Genomic DNA, 23,242 nt, shown 5'->3' on the forward strand with positions numbered 1-23,242 from the left:
TTGCCTGTTTCGTTGCCGGGTACGTACCTTTCATTCGCATTTCGCACTTTTGCATTCTGCCGTAACTTGCAGCACGGAAGAACTCTAAATCTGGCTTCGGCTAGCTTCCTTCTGCTCCTCTCATCGACCCAAGCATCTCACAGAAATATGTCCTCCTGGTTTAAGCGCAAAGAGAAAGGCATCGTCACGCCGACGGAACAAAAAAAGGAGACCCCCGACGGCCTGTGGTACAAATGCCCTGAGTGTAAGCACGTAGCTACCATGGCCGAGCACAAGCGCCTGTTAGCTACCTGTGGTAGCTGCGGCTACCACGACCGGCTAGATGCCGCGGATTACTTCGACTTCCTGTTCGACAACCATGAGTACCAGGAACTAGACGCCGACCTGCGCTCGGCTGACCCCCTGAACTTTGTCGACACCAAAGCCTACCCCCAGCGCGTAGCGGCCACCGAGAAAAACACGGGCCTGAAAGATGCCGTGCGCTCGGCGCATGGCCAGATGAACGGCCTGGGTTTGGTAGTAGCCGCTATGGATTTCAAATTCATTGGTGGCTCGATGGGCTCAGTAGTAGGGGAGAAGATTGCCCGCGCCATTGACTATGCCCGCCAAAACCGGCTACCCTTCCTCATGATTTCGCGCTCCGGCGGGGCCCGCATGATGGAAGCTGGCTACTCGTTGATGCAGATGGCCAAAACCTCAGCCAAGCTGGCGTTGCTCTCCGAAGCTGGCATCCCGTACATCTCACTGCTGACCGACCCTACTACGGGCGGTGTTACGGCTTCTTTCGCCATGCTCGGCGACTTTAACATTGCCGAACCTGGCGCCCTGATTGGCTTTGCCGGCCCGCGTGTTATCAAAGAAACCATCGGGAAAGATTTGCCCAAGGGTTTCCAGAGTGCTGAGTTTGTATTAGAGCACGGCTTTCTTGATTTCATTGTGGACCGGAAAGAGCTCAAACATAAGCTCACCGATTTGCTGAAGATGCTAAAGCCAGTGGAAGTGCCTGCTCGTGAGGTAGCTACAGTTGAGCAGTAAGCCACTAGTCGGCTAGCCCTTCATTTCCGGCAAGCTTTTTGAAAACGCCCCTGCACCACCTGTCCGGTGGTTTGCAGGGGCGTTTCGGTTAAGCGAATTGGGTACCCTAGTGTAAACGGAAGCAAGTATCCATACTGGACTATATTTGCAGAACATTTTTCGCTAATCCGCAGTAGAAGCTGCAAAACCAACCGGTCGACATTCTCTCAACCTATTTTCTTAAGATCATGACATCTCGTAGTTCACTTCTAACATTGCTGATGGCTGTGCTGCTTTTCGTAAGCTCTTGCGCTAGCACCAGCACCCGCAACCCCAACATTCCGGAAGCTGACACCAACGGCACCGGCCCGCGTAAAACCGGCATGAGCAAAACGGCTAAAGGTGGCCTGATTGGCGCTGGCGGTGGTGCTGCAGCAGGTGCTATCTTGGGCCGCGTAATCGGTGGTAAGTCGGGTACGGCTGCCGGCGCTATTATTGGTGCTGCCGTGGGTGGTACTGGTGGTGCTCTTATTGGCCGCCGTATGGACAAGCAGGCAGAAGAGCTGCAGCGCGATATGCAAAATGCCAAAGTGGAGCGCGTAGGCGAGGGTATCAAAATTACCTTCGACTCGGGCATCCTCTTCGATACCAACAAGAGCGAGCTGCGTGCTGCTTCGATGACGGAAATTCAGAAAATGGCTGAGGTATTGAAAAAGTACCCCGACACCAACGTGCTAGTAGAAGGCCACACCGATGCTTCCGGCTCGGACGCCATCAACCAGCCCCTGTCGGAGCGCCGCGCCCAGGCCGTTGCTAACTACACCCAGCAGCAAGGCGTTGAAGCCGGTCGTATTACCAGCAAAGGCTATGGCTCAAGCCAGCCGATTGCGGATAACACCACGGCTGAAGGCAAGCAGGCTAACCGCCGCGTAGAAATTGCCATCTATGCCAACGAGAAAATGAAGAAGGCCGCCGAAGAAGGCCGTCTGTAAGCTTACACAAGCTTTTAGTTTCAGAAAAGCCGCTCCTGTTGGGGCGGCTTTTTTTGTGCCCTAGCCTCCAGATAGCAACAAAGTATCAATAACGGTAACTCAAAATACTGCGTCTGGCTATCAGTCAGTGATTTAGGTGCGAAGGGTTTGGGCAGGAGCAGGGGCTAGTAAAATGTGCAAGCAAACGCATTGATGGACAGCGTGCTGTAATTTTTAACGCGGGGTTTTGATACTTTAGAGGTGGTAGAGAGCGTTTTTGGCAAGGTGGTTGCAAAACGCTTTTTCCAGAACTGAAGCCTCAAACGAAAGTTGTCCTGATATCTTTGCCCCTGAGGCTTTCGCTTACCTCATACCACTACACTCAAACCTTGCCCTCATGAAAAATCTACGTTCCTTATTCGTGCTGATGTTGGCTGTGCTGCTACTAGGCAGCAGCTACGCGGAAGCCCAAACCACAACGACTACTAAAAAACCCTGGAGCAAAACCGCAAAAGGCGCTGTAATTGGCGGCTTGGGTGGTGCTGCCGGTGGTGCAGTGCTAGGCCGCGTAATTGGCGGTAAGTCGGGCACGGCGAAAGGCGCAATTATTGGTGCTGCCGTGGGTGGTGCTGGTGGAGCTCTTATCGGCCGCCGCATGGACAAGCAGGCTGCTGAACTGCGGAAAGAAATGGCTGGCGCTACGGTTGAGCGCGTAGGCGAAGGCATCAAAATTACCTTCGACTCGGGTTTGCTGTTCTCTAAGAACTCGTCGGCTCTGACCGCTACGGCACAGTCTAACATTCAGGATCTGGCTAAAACCCTCATCAAGTACGGCGACACCAACGTAATTGTAGAAGGCCACACCGACACCAGCGGCAGCGACGCTATCAACAACCCGCTTTCGCAGCGCCGCGCTCAAGCTGTAGCTAACTATGCCCAGCAGCAAGGCGTAGATGCTTCGCGCTTCACGGTAACGGGCTACGGTTCGCGTCAGCCCATTGCCGATAACTCTACGGAAGCTGGCCGCGTAGCCAACCGCCGGGTAGAGGTGGCTATTTTCGCCAACGAAAAGCTCAAGAAAGCTGCTGAAAAAGGCACCATCTAAGCATTAGAGCAACTGCCTTACTTTTGAGACAACAGAAACGGTGGCTCCCGCAAAGGAGCCACCGTTTTTTTATGGATTTTGTGGTCAGGAGTGCCCTAGGAGCCCGGAGTGGGTGCAACCTGCGCGCCACCTGAGCGGTACAACCTGCTATGCCCACAACCTACACCTCGCCGCCCGCTGAAAAAACCAATCAGGACCATCTGCTATTAAACGAGTTTTATCCGCCGCTTACCCAAGAAACCACGCGCCGCTCACCCATGCGCGAGCTGATTTCGACGGTACTCTCACACCGCACCACCCACGCCGATGAGGAACTGGCCTACGACCGGATGCTAGACACCTTCGGGGATTGGGAAGGCGTACTAGCTGCGCCTACGGCTGAACTGGCCCACGCCATTCGTACTACCCGCTGGCCCGATACGCAGGCACCCCGCATCCAGGAAATTTTGCGTCGGATAAAAGCGGAACGAGGCGAGTTTACCCTCGATTTTCTGGAAGAGTGGCCCACGGAGCAAGGCATGCAGTGGCTGAATGATATGCCGGGTATTGGACTGAAAACAGCGTCCTTGGTGCTGCTGTTCAACTTTCGCAAGCCCGTACTGCCCGTGGATACGCATGTGCACCGCATTGCCCAGCGCGTAGGCATGATCGGGCCGAAAGCCTCTGCTGACAAAGCGCACCAAGTGCTGCTAGAACAACTGCCCAAAGATTCGCTGGTCCTGCTTAACTTTCATAAACACAACTACTGGCACGGTCAGAAGATTTGTCTCTACACTAAGCCCGATTGCCCCCGCTGCCCCCTAAAAGGCTTCTGTAATTACTATCTGGAGCATTACGGCCCGGCTACTCCGGAGGCCCTGGCAGCAACCCCCACTACCTGGGATAGTGCCTGGGGCGCATTGCCACACTAGGTCTGCTTGGTCGCGGAAGTGCTGCTAGGTTGGCTGCTAGCCCAAATCGAATGCCCTGCAGGCACACTCGCTTCCTGGCCGTACCTTTACCCGCCTATGCGTCTTGTTCGTCATCCGGTTCTGTGCAATTACTACGTCACCTATCGGTGTAACGCGAAATGCTCGTTCTGCGACATTTGGGAAAAGCCTTCTCCCTACATTCAGCTGGAAGATGTAGAGCGTAACCTGCGCGACCTGAAACGGCTAGGGGTATCGGTAGTAGATTTTACGGGTGGTGAGCCGCTCCTGCATCGCCAGATCCATGAGTTTGTGGGCCTAGCGCATGATATGGGCTTTATCACAACGCTAACCACCAATTGCCTGCTTTACCCCAAGTACGCCGAAAAGCTGCGCGGCAAGGTGGATATGCTGCACTTTTCCCTGGATGCTTCAGAGAAAGAAGTGCACGATAAAGGTCGCGGTGTGGCGTGCTTTGATTTCGTGCTGGAAAGCATCCGGGTGGCGAAGGAGTTGGGCGAGCGGCCGGATATTCTGTTCACGGTGTTTCGCGAAAACCTGGCCGATCTGGAAAAGGTCTACCAAGAAATAACGCGGCCCAACAAGCTGGTGCTGATTCTGAACCCGGCCTTTGAGTACAACACCGTGGAAACCGGCGAACAGCTCACGGCCGCTGAACTTGACTACCTCTCTGATTTCGGTAAGCGCCCGGGCGTGTACCTGAATGAGGCGTTTATTCAGTTGCGACGCGACGGGGGCAACCACGTAGCTGCGCCCGTGTGCCGGGCCGCTAGTACTACGTTGGTCATTTCGCCCAGCAATGAGCTGGTGCTGCCGTGCTACCACTTGGGCGAGCAGAAATTCCCAATTGCCAACGACCTGTTCGGGCTGTATAATTCTGCGCCGGTACAGCAGTTGGCTGCCCTTGAAGGCCGTTTGCCCCAGTGCGAAGGCTGTACCATCAATTGCTACATGCAACCGAGCTTTGCGGTGGAAACCAGCAAGTATTTCTGGCAGGCGCTGCCCAGCACGCTCAAATACAACTGGGACAAAGGCACCTGGAAGCGGATGCTGGCGCGCTAAAAGGTGAAATCACTAGGTTTGTTTATCCAACCAACCTAGTAACTGTTGCTGGTTGCACCTTCGGTCGCCTACGCGCTATTCCTCGCTCGCCCACTTCACTTCCTATCCTATGCCCGCGCTCATTCTTCCAGTTCAAGGCAAATACCCCCAACTAGGCCCCGACTGCTTTGTGGCCGAAAACGCTACCATTGTAGGCGACGTGACACTAGGCGCTAACTGCACGGTATGGTTTAACGCCGTAATTCGGGGGGATGTGAACAGCATCCGCATCGGCGAAAAAACGAACATCCAGGACGGCGCCGTGATTCACTGCACCTACCTCAAGGCCGCTACTACTATCGGCTCGCGCGTTAGCATCGGCCACAAAGCCATTGTGCACGGCTGCACGGTAGAAGATGACGTGCTGATTGGGATGGGCGCCATCGTGATGGACCAAGCCGTAGTGGGGGCTGGCTGCATTATCGCGGCCGGGGCGGTAGTACTCGAAAATACCCAGTGCGAGCCAGGCTACCTCTATGCCGGCATTCCGGCCCGTAAAATCAAGCCCGTTACGGAAGAGCAACGCGCCAACATGCTGCGCACCGCCGATAATTATGTGATGTACGCCGGGTGGTTTACGCCTGAGTAGGAGCTAGGCTGAGCAAAAAACGTAAACGAAACAGACGAGGAAGTACTAGCCCTCCTTATGCGTCGAAGGCCTCAGATGGCTCTTCGTCGCGCTCGGCTTGCGTGGTTACGCGTAGCTGCACTAGCTCCACGGCGCGGCGGGAGCGTTTCAATACCCGAAACTCGTAGTTGTCGAGTACGGCTACATCGCCTACTTCCGGGATGTTGCCATAAATCACGTTGAGCAGGCCGCCCACCGTCTCGTAGTCATCGCCTTCGGGTAGGGGGAAAGGGAGGTATTCGTTAGCATCTGGGATGGCGGTAGACGAGGCTACGCGATACTCGGCTTCCGAAACCTTTTCCACTACCGGCACCTCGTTATCGTATTCATCCTGGATTTCGCCTACCAGCTCTTCCATAATGTCTTCGATGGTGACAATGCCCGACACGCCCCCAAACTCGTCGCTGACGATGGCCATGTGCGTGTGCTTGCGCTGAAACTGGCGCAGCAACCGGTTAATCTTCTTGGTCTCAGGCACGAAATACGCCGGCCGGATAATCTTCTGTAGTTCAATTGGCTCACTCCGACGAATAATCTGGAGCAGATCCTTCACGTACAGAATGCCGATGATATTGTCGATGTTGCCCTCGTACACCGGGATGCGCGAGTAGCCTTCGTTGTATACGGCTTCCAGCACGGCATCCTGAGGCGTGTTCACGTCAATAGCAGAAAGCTTGGTGCGCGGCACCATAATCTGCTTTACCATTCGGTCGTTGAACTGAAACACGTTCTCAATCAGCTCATGCTCCGAGTCCTGAATTTCGCCGCTTTGCTTGCTCTGGTCGATTAGCAGGCGCAGCTCTTCGGCGGTGTGTACTTCGTGTTCGGATACTTGCTGAATGCCAAACAAGCGCAGCACTAGGCCCGAAAGCCAGTTCAGCACGACAATAGGAATGCGGAATACAGTATAAAACACCCGCAACGGCAGGGCCACAAACATGCTGGTGGCTTCGGGCTGCTGGATAGCTAGTGATTTGGGCGCCAGCTCCCCAAACACAATGTGCAGGATGGTGATGAGCGCAAACGAAGTAGGCAGGGCAATGCTGTGAGCGGTAGCATCGGTCATTTCCAGGCCCAGCGCGTGTACTGTGGCAATTATGATCTGAGAAACCACACTCTCGCCAATCCAACCTAAGCCCAGCGAAGCCAGCGTAATACCTAGCTGGGTGGCCGATAAGTAGCCGTCGAGGTTGTGCAGGATGCCTTCGGTCATTTTGGCAAACCGGTTGCCAGTCTGCGCTTTCAACTCAATCTGGGAGAGTCGAACTTTCACAATGGCAAATTCTGCCGCCACGAAAAACCCGTTCAACAATACCAGAAGAACAGTAAGAAGTATATTTAAGAGCATAGATGCGGAAGCAAGACTCGACCGGCCTGCCTTCCTTTGTAAGGCAAAAGTACGACATTCAGCGCAAGCGGTTCGGAATGAGGAGCGCTATTATAACCCAAAAGCCCAGGAAGTGGCCTGCGGGGCATTCAAGCTCACTACAGAAAACTACTTCTTGGCTGTAGCTGTTGCGGTTTCTGCCGACCTTTGTATTTCCTTTCGGCATCCGTTTGCCGTTTCTTTCTCTACTTCATGCCTCGTCGTACGTTTTATTTGCTCCCGTTGCTGCTAGCCTTGCTAGCGGCCCTAGGAGTTCAGGCCCAGGTCCTGACCCCCACCAAGCTTTCTGCTGCCGTAAGTAAATCCTCTGTGAAAGTGGGGGAGGAAGTAGAGCTCATTGTTAATGCCCGCATCGACGACAAGTGGCATCTGTACGCCACTAACTTCGACCCCGATCTGGGGCCCACCGTGTTTACCTTCACGTTTACCAAGAACCCGGCTTACGAGCTGGTAGGTAAGCCCACGTCCATCGGGACCAAGAAAAAATTTGACGAAGTATTTAAGGGCGACATCACTTACTTCGAGAAGACCGGCCAGATTCGGCAGCGCATTCGGGTGTTGCAGCCCGGTGCTCTGACTATTACGGCGGAAACCGAGTTTCAGACCTGCACCGATATTGACGGCCGTTGCATTCCGGGTGAAGAAACCCTGAGCTTTGGCCCGCTGGAAGTAACTGGCACTGCTGCCGCACCCGCTACGCCCAAGCCCGCCGCTACCCCCGGTACTACCGGCGCACTAGCCCCGGCGGTAGCCCCTAGCAGCGCCGTGGCCGCAGTTACTGACACGGCGGTTGAAGCTGCCCCGGTAGCTAGTGCTCTTGCTGCGCCTGCCCCCGACTCGGGGCAGACTGCGGCCGCCGTGGTAGCGCCTGCCAAATTAGATGGAACTGTTGCGGCGGGAGCATCGGCCGCTACACCGGCTGGCACGGCCCTGTCTCTGTGGAAGTTCTTGCTAATTGCCTTCGGAGCGGGTTTGGTGGCCGTTATCATGCCCTGCGTGTATCCCATGCTCCCCATGACGGTATCGTACTTCACCAACAACAGCCGCAGCCGTAGTGAGGCCATTGCCAAAGCCTCCGTCTATGGTCTCTCGATTATCGGGATTTATACTGGCGCTGGTGTGGTGTTGAGCTTGTTGTTTGGGGCCGATGCCGCCAACCTGATCAGCTCCCACTGGCTGCCCAATCTGCTGTCGTTCGTCATCTTCATCATCTTCGGGATGTCGTTTCTGGGGCTTTTCGAGATTAATGCCCCTAGCAGCCTAGTAAACAAAGTAGATGCCCAAGCCGACAAAGGCGGCTGGTCGGGGCTGTTTTTTATGGCGGCTACTTTGGTGCTGGTGTCGTTCTCATGTACCGTGCCCATTGTGGGCTCGGTGGCTATTTCAGCCGCGAATGGTGAGCTGCTGCGGCCCACGCTAGCTATGCTGTCGTTCTCAACTGCCTTTGCGCTGCCGTTCGTGCTGTTTGCCTTGTTTCCTACCTGGCTGAAGTCGATTCCTCGGTCGGGCGGCTGGCTGAACACCCTGAAAGTAGCGCTAGGTTTTGTAGAGCTGGGCATGGCGTTTAAGTTCCTGAGCTCCGCCGACCTCTCGTACCACTGGGGGCTGCTGCCGCGGCCGGTGTTCCTGGCCATCTGGATTGTGCTGGCCGGTTTACTGGGCCTATATCTGCTCGGGAAATTCCGGCTTTCCCATGACAGCGAAACCTCGCATGTAAGCGTGCCCCGGTTGCTGCTGGCTACGCTGGTATTCTCATTTATGGTGTATATGGTGCCCGGCTTGTTTGGCGCGCCTCTGAACGGCCTTTCGGCGCTGGCACCGCCGCCGGCCCGCCAGGATTTCGCCTGGCTGAACGCTACCCCCACCGCATCGGCAAACCCCGCCGCTTCTGCTTTGTGCAGCGTGCCGCGCTTCCAAGGCGATTTGGAATTGCCGCTCAACCTGGAAGGGTACTTCACACTGGAAGAAGCTCTGGCATGTGCCCGCCAGCAGAAGAAGCCTATTTTCGTTGATTTTACGGGCCATAACTGCGGCAATTGCCGCGTAATGGAGTCCACTGTGTGGAGCGACCCGCGTGTGCTGCAGCGCCTGCGCGAAAAGTTTGTGGTAGTAGCCCTCTATGCCGATGACAAAACCGAGCTGCCCCAAAACCAGTGGTACACCTCCACGCGCGACCAACGGGTAAAGAAAACGCTGGGCGAGCAAAATCTGGACTTTCAGATCAGCCGCTTCAACATGAATGCCCAGCCGTACTACGTAATTCTAGACCCGGCCAGTACACCTGAGCAGCCACTGGCTCTGACGGCATCCGTAGCCTATGAGCCTGATATTACGGCCTTCGTGAAGTTTCTGGATGCCGGCCTAGCGCGCTATCAGCAACAAACCCTAGCTACTCGATAATAGCACCCCCTTCTCGGTCTGCCCGCTCCGGATACAAGTCTGGGGTGGGCAGTTGGTTTATGGGCTATAATGGGCTAGTAAAAAGGCGAGGATTATACCTTCAGAAGCAGGCTAGCGTTGTGTAATCAGGCACAGGCGGGCCGTAACAAAAAGAGAAAGACCACAACAGAAATAGAGAAGGCTTTTTTGCCAAGATGGGTGCTTAACCGATAAGAAAAAGCGAACTTTGCGGCCGATTTCAGAAAGTACTGCTTCTGTTTGCCAGAACAGGCAAATACTTACCGGCAATAAAAAATAAAAGGCGGCACCCACCCAGATGCCGCCTCTTGATTCAGAACGTACCCACCCAGATACGTCCCGTTTTTCCCTCCTCACATGATCCACCCAATACTGTTTGTGCTGTAGAAGAAGGATTCGAACCTCCACGGAGTGGTTAGCCGGCCGCCGGACCAGTTTTTCCCGAATCTCCACCCCCGAGAGAGGAGGGTATGTCTGCCAGTTTCATCATTCTACAGTGTCAAAATTCTCCCCCGCCGTTCGCGTTGGATTATGACAAATGTAGCGCCTAACTTGCTGTGATAAAATAATTTCAGACATTTGTATTAAAATTTACATACTTTTTAAAAAAAGTAGCTCGTCATTAAAATATCCGTAATCAACATAGAAAAAAATGGCCCGTAATTACGAACTTGACGACACCGATCGGAAGATTCTGGCGCTCCTAATCGACGATGCCAAAATGCCGTACACTGAAATTGCGCGTAAGGTGCATGTTTCGGGAGGAACGGTACACGTGCGGATGGCCCGCCTAGAGGAGCTAGGCATTGTGCTGGGCGCTACCCTCAAAATTGATTATCAGAAGCTTGGCTACGGCGTGCGGGCTTTCCTAGGCATCTATCTGCAGAAAAGCTCCGTGTATGAAAGCGTAGTAGAACAGTTGCGGCAGATACCCGAGGTAGTAAGCATCGACTTCACGACGGGCGCCTACGGCATCTTTGCCCGACTGATTTGCCGGGATACCAACCACCTACGCGAGGTACTGCACGAGCAGATTCAGCTAATTGAAGGGATTGAGCGTACCGAAACGCTTATCTCGCTGGAGGAGGCCTTCAACCGGCCAATTCAGCTGCAGGAAATAGAAGAGCGCACCAACTAGTTTAGCGCAAGCCCAAAACAGCACCTCATGCCGCTGCTCCGTTTTTCGGGGTAGCGGCTGCTGTGTTTAACTGCCCTAGATAAGTTATCTTTCAAATAGAAGCGGGCAGAAGCTACAGCGTAGCGTACTGGTGGCAGTGGAACTGGGTGGGTTGTTGGGTGTTAAGCAGCTGAAATAGTATTTTTTTGATGAAGTTGGACTGGTGCTTGGGTCTTGATTACCTGCGGGTTATATTTCGTTCACCCTCCGCACGTAAGCCCTTACCCTAGTTGCTAATGAGAAAACAATACGCGCTTCTCTTGCCGTTGCTGCTAGCAATACACCTAGGTTGGTCCCAGAGTTTACCGGCCGTTTATCTGAATAACCGCGACGAAGCGACCGTGCCCGATAGCGCCACCCATTACCGGGTGGTAGATCGGAAAAACGAGTTGCTGGGCACGTACGCCATGCGAGAGTACTCTTTGTCGGGTACGTTGCTGCTGCGTGGTACGCTCTCATCCATTGATCCACCCATTCGCAACGGGCTTCTTACGTGGTATCATCCGAGTGGCAGCAAGGCCGGCCAGGTGCACTACCGCGACGATGAAGCCCAAGGCCTGTACGTGGGCTGGTACGAAGACGGCCGCGTAAGCCAGCGCGGCGACTATGCCGATGGCCAACGTGTGGGCCGCTGGATTTCGGTGCACCGCAACGGCCAGAAGCGCTCCGAAGGGCGCTACAACGCGGGCCGACCAGTGGGCGAGTGGCATTACTTTTACAACACTGGACAGCTCAGCGCCATTGAAATGCCTGACCGGCAAGGGAAGCCCTTGGCCCTGGCGTTTTTTAATGAAGACGGCTCGCCATTTATGGGCAAAGTACGAGCCCGTGAGCTCCCGCAATTTCCGGGCGGTGAGGCGGCTATGCTGAATTTTATTGCCCAGAATACCAATTACCCCCGCAACGTTCGGCGCAAGGGCATTACCGGCAATGTGTACATAAGCTACACTGTGGGTGAAGATGGCCGCGTGGGGCAGGTGCAGGTGGTGCAGAGCCTAGCTCCGGAAGCCGACCAGGAAGCCCGGCGCGTGGTCGCCAGCTTACCGGCTTTTGAGCCAGGGCGTGAGTACAATCTGCCCACGGCCATGACGTTCACCATCCCTATCCACTTTGCTCCCAACTTTTCTCTGCTGTCCGGGCTGAGGCCCCCGCAGCTAGCTCCCTCCGAAGCACGCGTGTTTGCGCCTGATGAAAGCTGGTAACCCTTCATGGCTTCCCTAGGCACTTTGCTAGGGTACAATGCCTAGGGAAACGCCCCTCATACTGTAGCAATAAAAAAGCCCCGCCTCTTTCAAGGCGGGGCTTTTTTATGGGAGGTGGTTAAGGCAAGCGTTACGCCGTAACCTGAGCGTCAAGTTTCTGAGCCAGCACGTGCTTCGGTACAGCACCTACTTGCTTGTCCACAATCTGGCCGTTCTTGAACACGAGCAGCGTTGGAATGCTGCGAATGCCAAACTTGGCTGAGGTCTGTGGGTTAGAGTCTACGTCAACTTTGCCAATAATAGCTTTGCCTTCGTATTCGCCAGCCAGTTCCTCAACTACTGGGCCTACCATGCGGCACGGACCGCACCACTCGGCCCAGAAATCCACGAGCACGGGCTTATCAGAGTTGATGATCTGGTCGAAGTTAGCATCGGTAATTTCGATGGCTTTATGTCCCATAACAGAAGGGGGTTTAATGGAATGTGTGTGCTGTTTACGGTCAACCGGGCCGCAAGGTAGCAGATTGCGATTCAACAAGCCACGAGCCAGAAAGTTCACTCGGCCAGAGTGGCAGTTCCGCCGGCCAATTGCGCTTCGGCCCCGATGACGCTGGGCCGGCTTTGATGAAAGGGGAACGGCCTTTCCTTGGCCGCTTTCTATTCACTAAAGAGTTAGCGTGGTGGCTGTGGGCACAACTAAAATAGAAGTGCTAGGTGAAAAAGAATGGCCAAACTGCCCTGAGAATTTCTTACCAAAACACGCGCCCCATTGCTAGGGCGCGTGTTTTGGTAAAGTCATTTTTACTAGGGTTAAATCAGCTGGCAAGCGTCAATTTCCATCTCGCGCATCTTCCGGATAAACTCCTTGGGCTCGATGCGGTAGCGGCGCGAGTAGGTATCGACAGTGAGATGTTCATGAGGCTCAGCAAACTTGATTTCCAGCTTCTTGCTGCCGGGGGCCGCTTCCACAGCTTCCATGAAACGGTCCATAAAGGGCTCCGTGATGGTGCGCAGGTCAAGCTGCACTCGCACGCCGTTAGCTAGCTTCTCCGCTACGTTGAATAGCGGTTCCATGGTCAAGATCTTGAATTCAAACTGGTCGGAGTCGCGGAAACGCTGGGCGTATTTGCCTCGGATGTACATGGGAGGAACCTGCTCCTTGTCGTAGTTACGCGGGTTAATGAGGGCCGAGAACCGGCTGTAATCATCGCGGAAAAGCGCTAGGTTCAATGACGACTCGTAGTCTTCCACGCTGAATGACACGAACGGCTGCCCGGTCTTGGTGGTCTTGAACAGCACGTTTGAAATCAGGCCGGCCACGGTTACTTCGCGGTTCTTGTAATTCTCTACCTTATCCAGCCCGCAGGTGCAGTACGAGTCAATTTCCAGCTTGAAATCATCGAGCGGGTGGCCTGAAAGGTAAAAACCTACTACCTCCTTTTCGCGGCGCAACTGCTCCGTAGCGGGCCAGGGCTCCATGTCGGGCACTTTGGGCAGCGGCATGGCCACGGCCCCGAAGGCGCCGCCGCCAAACAAGCTCTGCTGCGCCGACTCCAGCTCCGCCTGGTACTGCTGGCCCATGCGCACGGCTTTGTCAATCAGGTTTTGGTCGCCGGAAGGCGCTTCCACAAACTGCCGGCGGTGATAGCGCTCAAACGAATCGAAGGCGCCGGCCAGGGCCAGGCTCTCGAAAGTTTTCTTGTTGACGGCGCGCAGGTTCACGCGCTTCGAAAAGTCGAAAATATCAGTGTAGGGCCCGCCTTTTTCGCGCTCCTGCACCAAGCTTTCCACGGCCGCTTCGCCCGCGCCTTTCACGGCCGCCATGCCAAAGCGGATCTGGCCCTGCTTGTTCACGTTGAACTTCAGGATGGATTCGTTGACATCGGGACCTAGTACCGGAATGCCCTGCTTGCGCGCTTCCTCAATAAAGAACGTCACCTTTTTGATGTCGCCCATGTTGTTGGTGAGCACCGCGGCCATATATTCAGCGGGGTAGTTGGCCTTCAGGTAACCCGTCTGATAGGCCACCACGGAGTAGGCAGCGGAGTGAGAGCGGTTGAAGCCGTAGGCCGCAAACTTCTCCATCACGTCGAACACCTCGGAGGCCTTTTTGGCGGGAATGTTATGTAGCTTTTTGGCACCTTCCACGAATTTCTCGCGCTCCTGGGCCATCTTCTTCATGTCCTTCTTACCCATGGCGCGCCGCAGCAAGTCGGCGCCGCCGAGGGAGTAGCCGGCCAAAATCTGGGCGGCTTGCATGATCTGCTCCTGGTACACCATAATGCCCTGGGAGTAGTTCAGGATGGGCTCCAGCAACTCGTGCGGGTACTCTACCGGCTCGCGGCCGTGCTTGCGGTTGATGAAGTTCGGGATGAACTGCATCGGGCCCGGGCGGTAGAGGGCGTTCATGGCAATCAGGTCCTCAATGTTGGTGGGTTTGAGGTCCTTGAGGTACATGCGCATGCCCTCCGACTCGAACTGGAACGTGCCGATGGTGTCGCCGCGCTGATACAGCTCGTAGGTTTTCGGGTCGTCAATCGGGATTTCGTCGATGTCGATCCGAATGCCGTGGTTCTGCTCAATCAGGTTGATGGCGTCCACGATAATCGTGAGCGTTTTCAGGCCCAGGAAGTCCATTTTGAGCATCCCGGCACTCTCAATCACCTTGCCGTCGAACTGGGTCACGAGCAGGTCCGAGTCCTTGGACGTGGAAACCGGAATGTACTTCGTGATATCGTCGGGGGCGATGATAACGCCAGCCGCGTGAATGCCCGTGTTGCGGACCGAGCCCTCCAGCTTTTCGGCCAGGCGCAGGATCTGGCCGCGCAGGTTGTCGGGCGCATCGTCGCGCCGGATCATGTCCAGCTCCTGGTTTTCCGCAAAGGCCTTGGCCAGTGTAGTACCCACCTGGTCGGGCACCATTTTTACTAGGTCGTTGGCTTGCGGCAACGGCAAATCCATGGCCCTGGACACGTCTTTGATGGACGACTTGGCGGCCATCGTACCAAAGGTGATGATCTGGGCGACCTGCGTTTTGCCGTACTTATCCACCACGTAGTCAATGACTTTCTGGCGGTTCACGTCGTCGAAGTCTATGTCAATATCGGGCATCGACACGCGTTCCGGATTCAGGAAACGCTCGAACAGGAGCGAATACTTAATCGGGTCGATGTTGGTGATGCCGATGCAGTACGCTACGGCCGAGCCCGCCGCCGAACCCCGGCCCGGGCCCACGGCCACGCCAATATTGCGGCCGTGGTTAATAAAGTCTTGGGTGATAAGGAAATAACCAGCAAAGCCCATCGTCTCAATCACGCGCAGCTCGTAGTTCAGGCGCTCCTCAATGTCGGCAGTGCGCTCTGAGTAGCGGGGGCGCGGACCCTCGAAAGCTCCCTTGAAGGTGAGGTGGCGCAGGAAGGCATCGGCAGTGGGGTGCTCTGGGGGCAGCGGGAAGTTGGGGAGCAGAATGTCGCGCTGCAGCTTGGGCGGCGTGATCTTATCCACAATTTCGTTGGTGTTGTCCACGCTTTCCGGCACATCCCGAAACAGCCGGTTCATTTCCTCCTGGCTTTTGAAGTAGAACTGGTCGTTGGGGAAGCCGAAGCGGGAGCGGGGCTTGGGCATTTGCGCTTCCTCATCAATGCGCATGAGTTGGCGGCGCACCTGGTCGTCGGAGGAGGCTAGGGGGCGCAGGTTGTCCAAGTGGTCGTACAGCACCTTGTTGTCTTGCGACATCAGCCGGAAGTACTTGGTCTGGAAGTCACCCACCGGGATGCTGTGCTCCTCGCCCGTATTCACGCACAGCAGAATATCGTGGGGGGCAAAGTCGGTCTGATCGACGTAGTGCGAGTCGTTGGTGCAGATAACTTTCACGTTGTACTTCTGCGCCCACTTCAGCAGCACTTGGTTCAGGTCTTCCTGGCTTTTGCCGGTATTGTCGATGTTCTCGATGCCGTGGCGCTGAATCTCGATGTAATAGTCATCACCAAATACATCCAGCCACCATTTTAGCTGCTTTTCGGCTTCTTCCTCCGTCTTCCAGAGCAGGGCCTGCGGAATTTCGGCGCCAATGCAGCAGCTAGTAGCAATCAGGCCTTCGTGGTACTGCAGCAGCAGCTCCTTATCAATGCGCGGGTACTTGCTGTACACGCCCTCAATAAAGCTCATGGAGCAGAGCTTTGCCAGGTTCTGGTATCCGGCCTGGTCTTTGGCCAGTAGCAGCTGGTGGTGGCGCACGTCCCGCTCACCTTTCTCGCGGCTGAAGCTTTTCTTATGCCGGTCTTCTACCAGATAAAACTCGCAGCCTACAATCGGCTTCACGTTGTACTTATTCGCTTCGGCCACAAAGTTGAAGGCCCCGAACATGTTGCCGTGGTCGGTGAGGGCTACGGCAGGCATGCCATCGGCCTGGGCCTTTTTCATCAGAGCCGAAATGCTGGCCTGACCATCGAGAAGCGAATATTGAGTGTGGCAGTGAAGGTGCGAGAATACGGGCATGGGCAAACGACTTCGGCCATTAGAGGCACGAAGCATCAGGTAAAGTTACCCACGAAATGGCGGCCGGGAAAGGTTGCGCGGCAACGGATTTTGGCGTATTACCGGTAAGTGCACCTTAGGCACCTAGTAAAAGCAAACGCAGCAGAAGCAGTGCTACCTAACAAATTCGTAAGCTTTTGCCGCTAACATTCAGCCAGAACGACAAGACCTAAAACCCAACAGGGGCGACCACAAGTGGCCGCCCCTGTTGGGTTGCTGTGCATAAGAGGCCTAGTTGCTCGCCTCCACCGTCAAGACTTCGCCAATTTTTACGCTGCTGCTGGCTTTGCCATTCCAGGCCTGTAGTTGCGCTGGCTCTACGCCGTAGCGCCGGGCAATGCTAAAGAGCGTTTCGCCTTTTACTACGGTGTGGCGGTGGGTAGCGCTAACCGCAGGCTTGGGCGCGGCAGCAGGGGTAGCAGCTACGGGGGCAGTAGCGGGAGTGGTGGCCGCAGGGGCAGATGCCGGAGCGGAAGCCGGAGCAACCGTTTGGGTGCTGGCAACTGCAGCTGGCGTAGCGCCCGTGCCCATAAACCCAGCCGCCCGGAGCTGGGCAGCAGCTGCTTTCAGCTCGGGGTTTTTGGCGGCGCGGGCCTCGAAGCCGCGGTACTGGGGGCTGTTTAGTAGGGTTCGGAGCTCAATTTGCCAGGGTTGCTTGCGTAAGCGTTGAGCCAGCACTTGCTGCTGCTCTCGGGAAAGGCTGGCGGTGTAATGGCTCAGCCGCTGATTAAAAGCCGGAATGTCGTGCAGGGCGGCTCCAATTAGTTTAATCGTTTGCGCCTCGTTGGGCTCAAAGTAAATGGCACGCAACTGGCGCACACTAGCCTGCACCAACCCTGACATCACGCGCACGGAGTCATCGGAAAGGGCAGCGGGGGGAGCGGGCGTTTGTTGGGCTTGAGCCGAGAAGGAGCCTAGTGCGAGGCCGGAAAGCAGAAAGAATGCGAAAGAAGAAAACCGCATTGATAAGAAATTACTAGGGATGATAAATATGCGAAGCCAATACACTGGCCTTCAGAGGCTATCTACTAAAGTGGCTGCAGAAAGGCACTTTGGGCCATAGCAGGGGCTAGCGAAACGCTATTTGGCTGGCTGAATAATGAGCACTTCACCGGGCTTCACGGAAAAGTCGGGCTTGCCGTTCCACTCCATAATCTGCTTGATGGTGACGCCGTATTTGCGCGACACGCTATACATCGTTTCGCCAGCTAATACAGTATGGCGCACAGTAGCTGGGGCTGCCGGAGTAGCCGGAGCGGAGGCAGCGGACTTGGGTGTAACGGCAGAAGACGAGGGCTTGGGGGCTGGTGCCGGGGTAGCAGGTACTGGAACAGCGGTAGTTGAGGCATCGGGCGCGGCTACCCGCAATACCTGGCCAATGCGCAACGACGGGTTTTGAGGTAGATTATTCCAGGCAATGATATCGGCGGGACGCAACGCAAAACGGCGCGCTACAGAATACAGGTTTTCCTTAGGTTGAACAGTATGCAAGCCGTTTGCTGGAACGGGTTCTACCACGGTCGTAATTGGTGCAGGAGCTGCGGGTTGCGGAGTTGCAGGTGCCGCTGAAGGCGTGGAAGTCGTGGTTGGGGTAGAGGCCGGTACAGTTGGCTTAGTAGCAGCTTTGGGCGTGGCCGCGGGCGCTGCCGGGGCCGGCGCTATGCTAGGCTCATCAGCAGACGCAACCTCCTCTGAAGGCTCATCGGCAATGGATGTAGATGCAGGCAGCGGTTTGCGAGGGGCCGGCGCCATAGCGGGTTCAGGAGTGGTAGCAGATGGCGCCGATGGTACACTTCCGGCCGGAGCAGTTGCTGGCGCCGAAGAAGCAGGTAGCTCGTTGAGGTTTTCGGTGTGCTCGTCGGTGGCGCTGTCGGGCTGTACTACATTGCCAGGGGTTTCTTCCTGCACAGCATCTTCCAGCACACGGCTAGAGCTGGCCGTACGGCCCGTATACGGCTCCGAGGTATCGATTTTGCGCTTCTTCTCCGGCTGGGCTGGCGCTGGTGCCGGGGATGAAGCAGGGCTAGTAGCCGAAGTAGCCACTGGCTTTTCGAAGGCCGCTAGGGCCGTTGCGTTATTGCCATCGGCATACTCAACGGGTACATTTTTAGGGCGCGTGTGCTGCAGCCACAATACCCGGCCGGCGCGCAACTCTTCATTGCGGGCCATGCGGTTTTTGCTCCAGATAGCCTTCGCGCGCACCCCGTATTTCTGCGACACCGTGGCCACACTCTCGCCGGGGCGGGCCACGTGGTATTCTACGGCAGCCTTGTCGCGCTTCTTTTGCACGAAGTAGGGCTGGCCCGCTACAATATTGTCGAAGGCAAACAGGTCGTTGTATTGCATGAACCGCTTCACCTTCAAATCAGCCCGCTTGGCCATACTTTCCTTGGTGTCACCGGGCAGGGCTACCAAGGCTCGCAACCCGTTTACCCGCACGAAATCCGCATTTTCGGGGTCGGCGGTGGGCTGGTTTAGGAGCTGGCCGGAGGTAGCGTTTTTCTGCTGGGCCGCCAGAGCTGTGAGTTGCAGTGGGTCCGTGATGGGCACCAGCATCGTGTACACCCGGTCGGTGGGCACGGTGGGAGCCAGCAGCCAACGGTTGTGCTTGGCCAAGTCTTCGGGGTTTTGCTGCAGCGCCTGCGCCATGGTGGAGAGGGGCTGGCCAGCTGGCGCCGGAAACTCCTGAAACAGCAGTGGGGGCTTGGTATTAAGGCCGATGGCAGGCTCGAAAGCAATTTTATGCGCCAGAAACGTCAGAATATACGGATGCGTCTGCTCCGTAATTTCTACCTCGGTAGCATCTACATCGGTAGGCAACGTGTAGGGCTTGGTACCGGTTAGGCCTAGGTTGTAGCTCAGCAGCGCGTTAGCCCAGTTGCGGAACGTTTTGTTGTTGCGCAGCAGGTATTGGGCGGCGGCTTTCGAAGAGGCCACAATGTGCTTGCGCTCATCCACGGCGTCGTTCATTAGCAACCCAAAATCCTGCGCCGACTCGCGCTTAAACTGCCAGTAACCCACGGCATCATGAATGCTCTGGGCATCGCCCTGCAAGCCACTTTCCTGTAAGGCCAGAAAGTGGAAGTCGAGGGGTAGTCCTTCCTGCTGAAACACCCGGTCGATGAGCGGGAAGTAGGCATCGGCCAGCACTACGCGGGCCTGGAAAGAGGCCGGGTGGCGGCGTAAGGCATCTACCTTTTGCTGCAGAGCCGTGCGGCCGCCATCGGTAAAGCGAAAGCGCAGACCCGCCAGGTTTATCTCGGCCGGAACCGGAACAGTTTGGGCTGTGGCCAGCAAAGGCAGCAGCAAAAACAGAAGAAGTACAACTCGTTTCATGAGGGCAAGCAATTGACAAAGCGGCACGCAATAGCGCTACTAGCTCTGTTAGCCCTACAAAGTAGAAGAAAAATTGACTGCCAAGGCGCTAATCAAACGCAAATCCAACAGAATGCTAGAATTCTACTCTCTCCATCAAGGCGGGCATCTGGTTGTGTAGCGAAAGCAGCCAGTGCCTAAGCTTCGTTTTCGGTGCGGGCTGAAACCAGCACTGCCCCGGCGGTGGGCCGAGGCAGTACTGGTACTAGGCTTCAATGGAAGGCAAACCGCGCTGAAGAGCTACATGCCCCCGCCGGGAGGCGGGCCAAACCCGCCCGGGCGCTGACCGCCTGGCCGTTGCCCGCCGGGGCGCATACCGTCTTCGGGTAAGGCGTTGCCGCGGCCGGTGCCGCTGAAGTTGCGAATGTTGTAGGTAAACATCAGCATGAAATAGCGCTGCAGAATGTTGGTTTGCACGTCCTCGGTGTAGGCTGCCGTAATATTGCGCTGAATGCTGTTGTTCTGGCCCAGCAAGTCGAAGGCAAACAGCTTGATTTCAGCCTGCTGACTAGCCCCCAGCTTCTTGCCAACCGATGCGTTCCAGAGCACAAAGTTCTGGTTGAAGCCCGCCGACAAGCCCGAGTACAGCTGGTGGTTTACATCCGACTGCACCGTCACGCCCTTCACCACAATCCAGTTGAAACGCAGCGTTGTGTTTTGGCGGAAGAAGGTGCTGTTGAGCTGCTGGCGCAAGGAGTTGCGCACGTAGCTCTGGCTGGAGTTGGAAGAAAGCGTGAAGTCGAGCTCGGGGCTGATGTTGCTGCTCAGTACTACCCCTAGCCCGGCCGTGGGCGTGCGGCTGTAGTTCAGCTCACTGAACACCAGGCCTGGGGTTTGGGAGTAGGTAGCGTTGGCATTCAGGTTCAGGTTTGATTTCATGAACGTGAGGGGCAGGCTGTAGTTGATGAAGGAGCGGAGCGTGTACTGCGCATCCAGGTTAACGGGGCGCGTGAGCTGGCCGCCCGCCGGAATAACTACTCCATCTACCGTAATAGGCTCCGTAGCGGCGAAAATGGTGTTATTGGTGATGTAGTTGTTGGTATAAGAGCCGCCCAGTAAAGCAAAAAACGACGTTGATTTCTCGGGTACTGCCGAGGAGTAGCGCACAAAGAGGTTATGGCGGTCTTCCTGCTGCAGGTTGGGGTTGCCGGTGGTCAGCTGCAAGGGGTTGGAGTTGTTGACTACCTCCTGCAGCTGGTTGATGCTCGGCGGATTGGTGTTCATGCGGTAGTTCAGCCGCAGGTTTTGCTGCTTTGAGAAATTGTAGCGCACCTGGGCGTTGGGCAGCACGTTCACAAACGCGCGGCGGGTGGCGCCGGGGCGCGGATACTCCTGCTCACTGCGCAGCTGCGCGCTCTGCAGCGCCGCCCCCACCGACCACTGAAACTCCTTGTTCTGGAAGCGGTACGTCACTTCACCGGTATTGGTGAGGTAGCGGCTCTGGAACACGTTACTCAGCGTATCGTTCAGGATGGAGTACTGCTGCTCGCCCGGAGAGAAATTATAGGTTTTCTTGTCGGAGTCGTTGGGGGTATAGCCGATACGGTAGCCGAGTTGCAGAATGCTGTTGGCCCCAATTGGCTCCGTATAGTTCAGGTTTCCATTCCACGACCAGCCCGTTTGGCTTAGCTCCGAAAATTGGTTAAGCACGGTGTTACGCAGCGTATCGGCCCGCAGAAACGAGGTAGTGGAAAGCAGCGTGTTGTCGCCGTCCTTGGTATTGTAGCCCGTGTTTACGCCCAGCGTAAAGGTGCGCCCGCGCCGCTGGAACCGGCGGCGGTACTGGAGCTGGTTGGTGCCCGTGATGCCCGTCAGGGCCGAGCGGTAATTGCTGTTGTTGGCGCCCTGCGTGGTTGTCGCGTCGCCACCAATTACCTGAAACGTGGAGCCATCCAGCAGGTTGGTGCCGGTGTTGCGCTGCACCGAGAGGCTAGGCCGCCACAAAATCGAGTTCAGGGAGTCAAACTTGTGCTCGAGGCGCAGATTAAAGCGGTTGTTGATGTTGCGGCTGCTGGCCAGTGAGTTTTCGTTGTAGCGCAAATCCTGGTTCTGGCCCGTTGGCGAAACGTAGCGGCGCAGCAGGTTCGTGCGGCTGTTGTTGTCGCTTAGGTTGAAAAAGTAGCTGCCTTGCACCTCGGTTTTGGCGCCCCAGCTATCCGAATAATTGAGGCCCAAGGCGTGCGTTTGGGAAATGCCGCCCTGTTGGTTTACTAGAAAGTCGCCGGCGTTATTGCCGCCACCTCCGCCACCGCCTTGGTTTCCGCCGCCCCCTACACGGCCGCCGCCTTGGCCGCGCTGGCCCTGGCCTTGCCCGCCGCCCTGCCTTGAGGAGCCCACCACGCCTAGCAGGTCTTCGGTGCCGAAGTTCTGCTCGTTCACATTGTTGCTTTGGGCTACAATGGAAAGGCGCTGCTTACCCTTAAACGAGTTGATGTTGCCACTCAGGCGATACCGGTCGTCCTGGGGGCCGTACCCGGCGAGCACGCGCCCAAAGGTGCCATTGCGGAATTGGGGCTTAGTAACAATGTTGATGGTTTTCTGTTGGTTGCCGTCGTCGAAGCCCGTGAATTGCGCCTGGTCGGAGGCACGGTCATATACCTGAATTTTGTCGATTACCTCGGCCGGAATGTTCTTGAGCACGGCGTCAGGGTCGTTGCCAAAAAACTCCTTGCCATCTATCAGAATGCGCTGGACCTGCTCGCCCTGGGCCTGCACTTTGCCATCGGCCCCAACAGTTACGCCGGGCATTTTGGTGATGAGGTCCTGGGCGTTGGCGTCGGGGTTGGTTTTGTAGGAGCCGGCGTTGAACTGCGAGGTATCACCCTTCTGCACAGCAGCCGCGGCTCGGCCTACTACTTCCACGCCTTTCAACGTAACGCCGGCGGTTTGCAGGGTCAGGGTACCTAGTACCAGCGGCTGGCCGGTTACCTCCACCGTGCGGCGCAGGTTCTGATACCCCAGAAACGATACTGTGAGGAAATAGCGCCCCGGCGTTACGCCTGGCACGCTAAAGCTGCCATCCGCGTCTACCGCGGCGCCGCGCTTGGTGGAGTCCGGAATCTGGGTGAGCAGTACGTTGGCCCCAATCAGCGGCGACTGGTCTTTGCCATCGAGCACGCGGCCACTTACAGTAGTTGTTTGGGCCTGCGCTATTGTAGTAATAATGGCGAGCAGAAGGATAAGTAGTAGAAAGCGTTTTTGCATCAGTCCGGAAGAATGGGTCACTAGCCCGGATAGACGCAAAATCTGTCTAATCGTTTAATCCTATATTTCGGAGACGCCTGCTTTTGCCCCTAATTGTTGGGCTAGGCGCTGAAAACCAACTGTTTTATTTTTCAAACTGCCTATCAGCCCTAAAGGGTTTGCGGCCTTCAACAGCCTAGTAAAATTGGGTGTGCT

At 56.0% G+C, this 23,242-nt stretch carries 15 protein-coding genes; 9 read left to right on the forward strand and 6 right to left on the reverse strand.

Annotated features, from left to right (window positions below):
* Positions 1–147: 147 nt before the first annotated feature.
* From accD to ACYVHC_RS12245, 6 genes are all read left to right on the forward strand, one after another.
* Positions 148–1,035, forward strand: coding sequence for an acetyl-CoA carboxylase carboxyltransferase subunit beta (gene accD, locus ACYVHC_RS12220; RefSeq protein ID WP_460613991.1), 888 nt, complete (start codon positions 148–150; stop codon positions 1,033–1,035).
* Positions 1,036–1,295: 260 nt separating this feature from the next.
* A complete protein-coding gene (locus tag ACYVHC_RS12225) occupies positions 1,296–2,006 on the forward strand; it encodes an OmpA family protein (RefSeq protein WP_460613992.1) in 711 nt (236 codons plus the stop codon).
* Positions 2,007–2,382: 376 nt separating this feature from the next.
* A complete protein-coding gene (locus tag ACYVHC_RS12230; RefSeq protein ID WP_460613993.1) occupies positions 2,383–3,090 on the forward strand; it encodes an OmpA family protein in 708 nt (235 codons plus the stop codon).
* Between the two features lie 149 nt (positions 3,091–3,239).
* On the forward strand, positions 3,240–4,001 hold the full coding sequence (locus tag ACYVHC_RS12235; RefSeq protein WP_460613994.1) for an endonuclease III domain-containing protein: 762 nt from the start codon (positions 3,240–3,242) through the stop codon (positions 3,999–4,001).
* A 96-nt stretch (positions 4,002–4,097) separates the two neighbouring features.
* On the forward strand, positions 4,098–5,081 hold the full coding sequence (locus tag ACYVHC_RS12240) for a radical SAM protein (RefSeq protein ID WP_460613995.1): 984 nt from the start codon (positions 4,098–4,100) through the stop codon (positions 5,079–5,081).
* Positions 5,082–5,190: 109 nt separating this feature from the next.
* Positions 5,191–5,709 (forward strand): gamma carbonic anhydrase family protein, encoded by a 519-nt coding sequence (locus ACYVHC_RS12245; protein WP_460613996.1) that lies wholly within the window; start codon positions 5,191–5,193, stop codon positions 5,707–5,709.
* Positions 5,710–5,764: 55 nt separating this feature from the next.
* On the opposite strand, the gene ACYVHC_RS12250 is transcribed toward ACYVHC_RS12245, so the two are convergent.
* The gene (locus ACYVHC_RS12250; RefSeq protein WP_460613997.1) at positions 5,765–7,096 is read right to left on the reverse strand and encodes a hemolysin family protein; all 1,332 of its coding nucleotides are present in this window, start codon (positions 7,094–7,096) and stop codon (positions 5,765–5,767) included.
* Between the two features lie 231 nt (positions 7,097–7,327).
* On the opposite strand from ACYVHC_RS12250, the gene ACYVHC_RS12255 reads away from it, so the two are divergent.
* The 3 genes from ACYVHC_RS12255 to ACYVHC_RS12265 all read left to right on the forward strand — a co-directional run bounded on the left by ACYVHC_RS12255 (position 7,328) and on the right by ACYVHC_RS12265 (position 11,932).
* Positions 7,328–9,535, forward strand: a complete 2,208-nt coding sequence (locus tag ACYVHC_RS12255; protein WP_460613998.1) for a protein-disulfide reductase DsbD family protein — start codon at positions 7,328–7,330, stop codon at positions 9,533–9,535.
* A 670-nt stretch (positions 9,536–10,205) separates the two neighbouring features.
* A complete protein-coding gene (locus ACYVHC_RS12260; protein ID WP_460613999.1) occupies positions 10,206–10,691 on the forward strand; it encodes an AsnC family transcriptional regulator in 486 nt (161 codons plus the stop codon).
* 275 nt (positions 10,692–10,966) lie between these two features.
* Positions 10,967–11,932, forward strand: coding sequence for a TonB family protein (locus ACYVHC_RS12265; RefSeq protein WP_460614000.1), 966 nt, complete (start codon positions 10,967–10,969; stop codon positions 11,930–11,932).
* Positions 11,933–12,062: 130 nt separating this feature from the next.
* Here the strand turns inward: ACYVHC_RS12265 and trxA are convergent, their stop codons facing one another.
* From trxA to ACYVHC_RS12290, 5 genes are all read right to left on the reverse strand, one after another.
* Complete coding sequence (gene trxA / locus ACYVHC_RS12270) at positions 12,063–12,392, reverse strand: thioredoxin (protein ID WP_135397675.1); 330 nt, start codon at positions 12,390–12,392, stop codon at positions 12,063–12,065.
* Positions 12,393–12,742: 350 nt separating this feature from the next.
* Entirely contained in the window at positions 12,743–16,465 is a 3,723-nt protein-coding gene (dnaE, locus tag ACYVHC_RS12275) for a DNA polymerase III subunit alpha (protein WP_460614001.1), read from the reverse strand.
* 234 nt (positions 16,466–16,699) lie between these two features.
* Entirely contained in the window at positions 16,700–17,431 is a 732-nt protein-coding gene (locus ACYVHC_RS12280; RefSeq protein WP_460614002.1) for a LysM peptidoglycan-binding domain-containing protein, read from the reverse strand.
* Between the two features lie 117 nt (positions 17,432–17,548).
* Positions 17,549–19,804, reverse strand: coding sequence for a LysM peptidoglycan-binding domain-containing protein (locus ACYVHC_RS12285; protein ID WP_460614003.1), 2,256 nt, complete (start codon positions 19,802–19,804; stop codon positions 17,549–17,551).
* 279 nt (positions 19,805–20,083) lie between these two features.
* Positions 20,084–23,047: a TonB-dependent receptor gene (locus tag ACYVHC_RS12290; RefSeq protein WP_460614004.1), complete on the reverse strand. Its 2,964-nt coding sequence runs from the start codon at positions 23,045–23,047 to the stop codon at positions 20,084–20,086.
* Positions 23,048–23,242 lie beyond the last annotated feature (195 nt).

The organism is Hymenobacter seoulensis (assembly GCF_054780535.1).

What these genes read in the sequence shown, in the direction of transcription:
- ACYVHC_RS12230 (WP_460613993.1), top strand. Translation starts at nt 2,383, where the DNA reads ATGAAAAATCTACGTTCCTTATTCGTGCTGATGTTGGCTGTGCTGCTA.
- trxA (WP_135397675.1), bottom strand. Translation starts at nt 12,392, where the DNA reads ATGGGACATAAAGCCATCGAAATTACCGATGCTAACTTCGACCAGATC.
- ACYVHC_RS12280 (WP_460614002.1), bottom strand. Translation starts at nt 17,431, where the DNA reads ATGCGGTTTTCTTCTTTCGCATTCTTTCTGCTTTCCGGCCTCGCACTA.
- ACYVHC_RS12265 (WP_460614000.1), top strand. Translation starts at nt 10,967, where the DNA reads ATGAGAAAACAATACGCGCTTCTCTTGCCGTTGCTGCTAGCAATACAC.
- accD (WP_460613991.1), top strand. Translation starts at nt 148, where the DNA reads ATGTCCTCCTGGTTTAAGCGCAAAGAGAAAGGCATCGTCACGCCGACG.
- ACYVHC_RS12240 (WP_460613995.1), top strand. Translation starts at nt 4,098, where the DNA reads ATGCGTCTTGTTCGTCATCCGGTTCTGTGCAATTACTACGTCACCTAT.
- ACYVHC_RS12260 (WP_460613999.1), top strand. Translation starts at nt 10,206, where the DNA reads ATGGCCCGTAATTACGAACTTGACGACACCGATCGGAAGATTCTGGCG.
- ACYVHC_RS12235 (WP_460613994.1), top strand. Translation starts at nt 3,240, where the DNA reads ATGCCCACAACCTACACCTCGCCGCCCGCTGAAAAAACCAATCAGGAC.
- ACYVHC_RS12290 (WP_460614004.1), bottom strand. Translation starts at nt 23,047, where the DNA reads ATGCAAAAACGCTTTCTACTACTTATCCTTCTGCTCGCCATTATTACT.
- ACYVHC_RS12225 (WP_460613992.1), top strand. Translation starts at nt 1,296, where the DNA reads ATGGCTGTGCTGCTTTTCGTAAGCTCTTGCGCTAGCACCAGCACCCGC.
- dnaE (WP_460614001.1), bottom strand. Translation starts at nt 16,465, where the DNA reads ATGCTTCGTGCCTCTAATGGCCGAAGTCGTTTGCCCATGCCCGTATTC.
- ACYVHC_RS12250 (WP_460613997.1), bottom strand. Translation starts at nt 7,096, where the DNA reads ATGCTCTTAAATATACTTCTTACTGTTCTTCTGGTATTGTTGAACGGG.
- ACYVHC_RS12285 (WP_460614003.1), bottom strand. Translation starts at nt 19,804, where the DNA reads ATGAAACGAGTTGTACTTCTTCTGTTTTTGCTGCTGCCTTTGCTGGCC.
- ACYVHC_RS12245 (WP_460613996.1), top strand. Translation starts at nt 5,191, where the DNA reads ATGCCCGCGCTCATTCTTCCAGTTCAAGGCAAATACCCCCAACTAGGC.
- ACYVHC_RS12255 (WP_460613998.1), top strand. Translation starts at nt 7,328, where the DNA reads ATGCCTCGTCGTACGTTTTATTTGCTCCCGTTGCTGCTAGCCTTGCTA.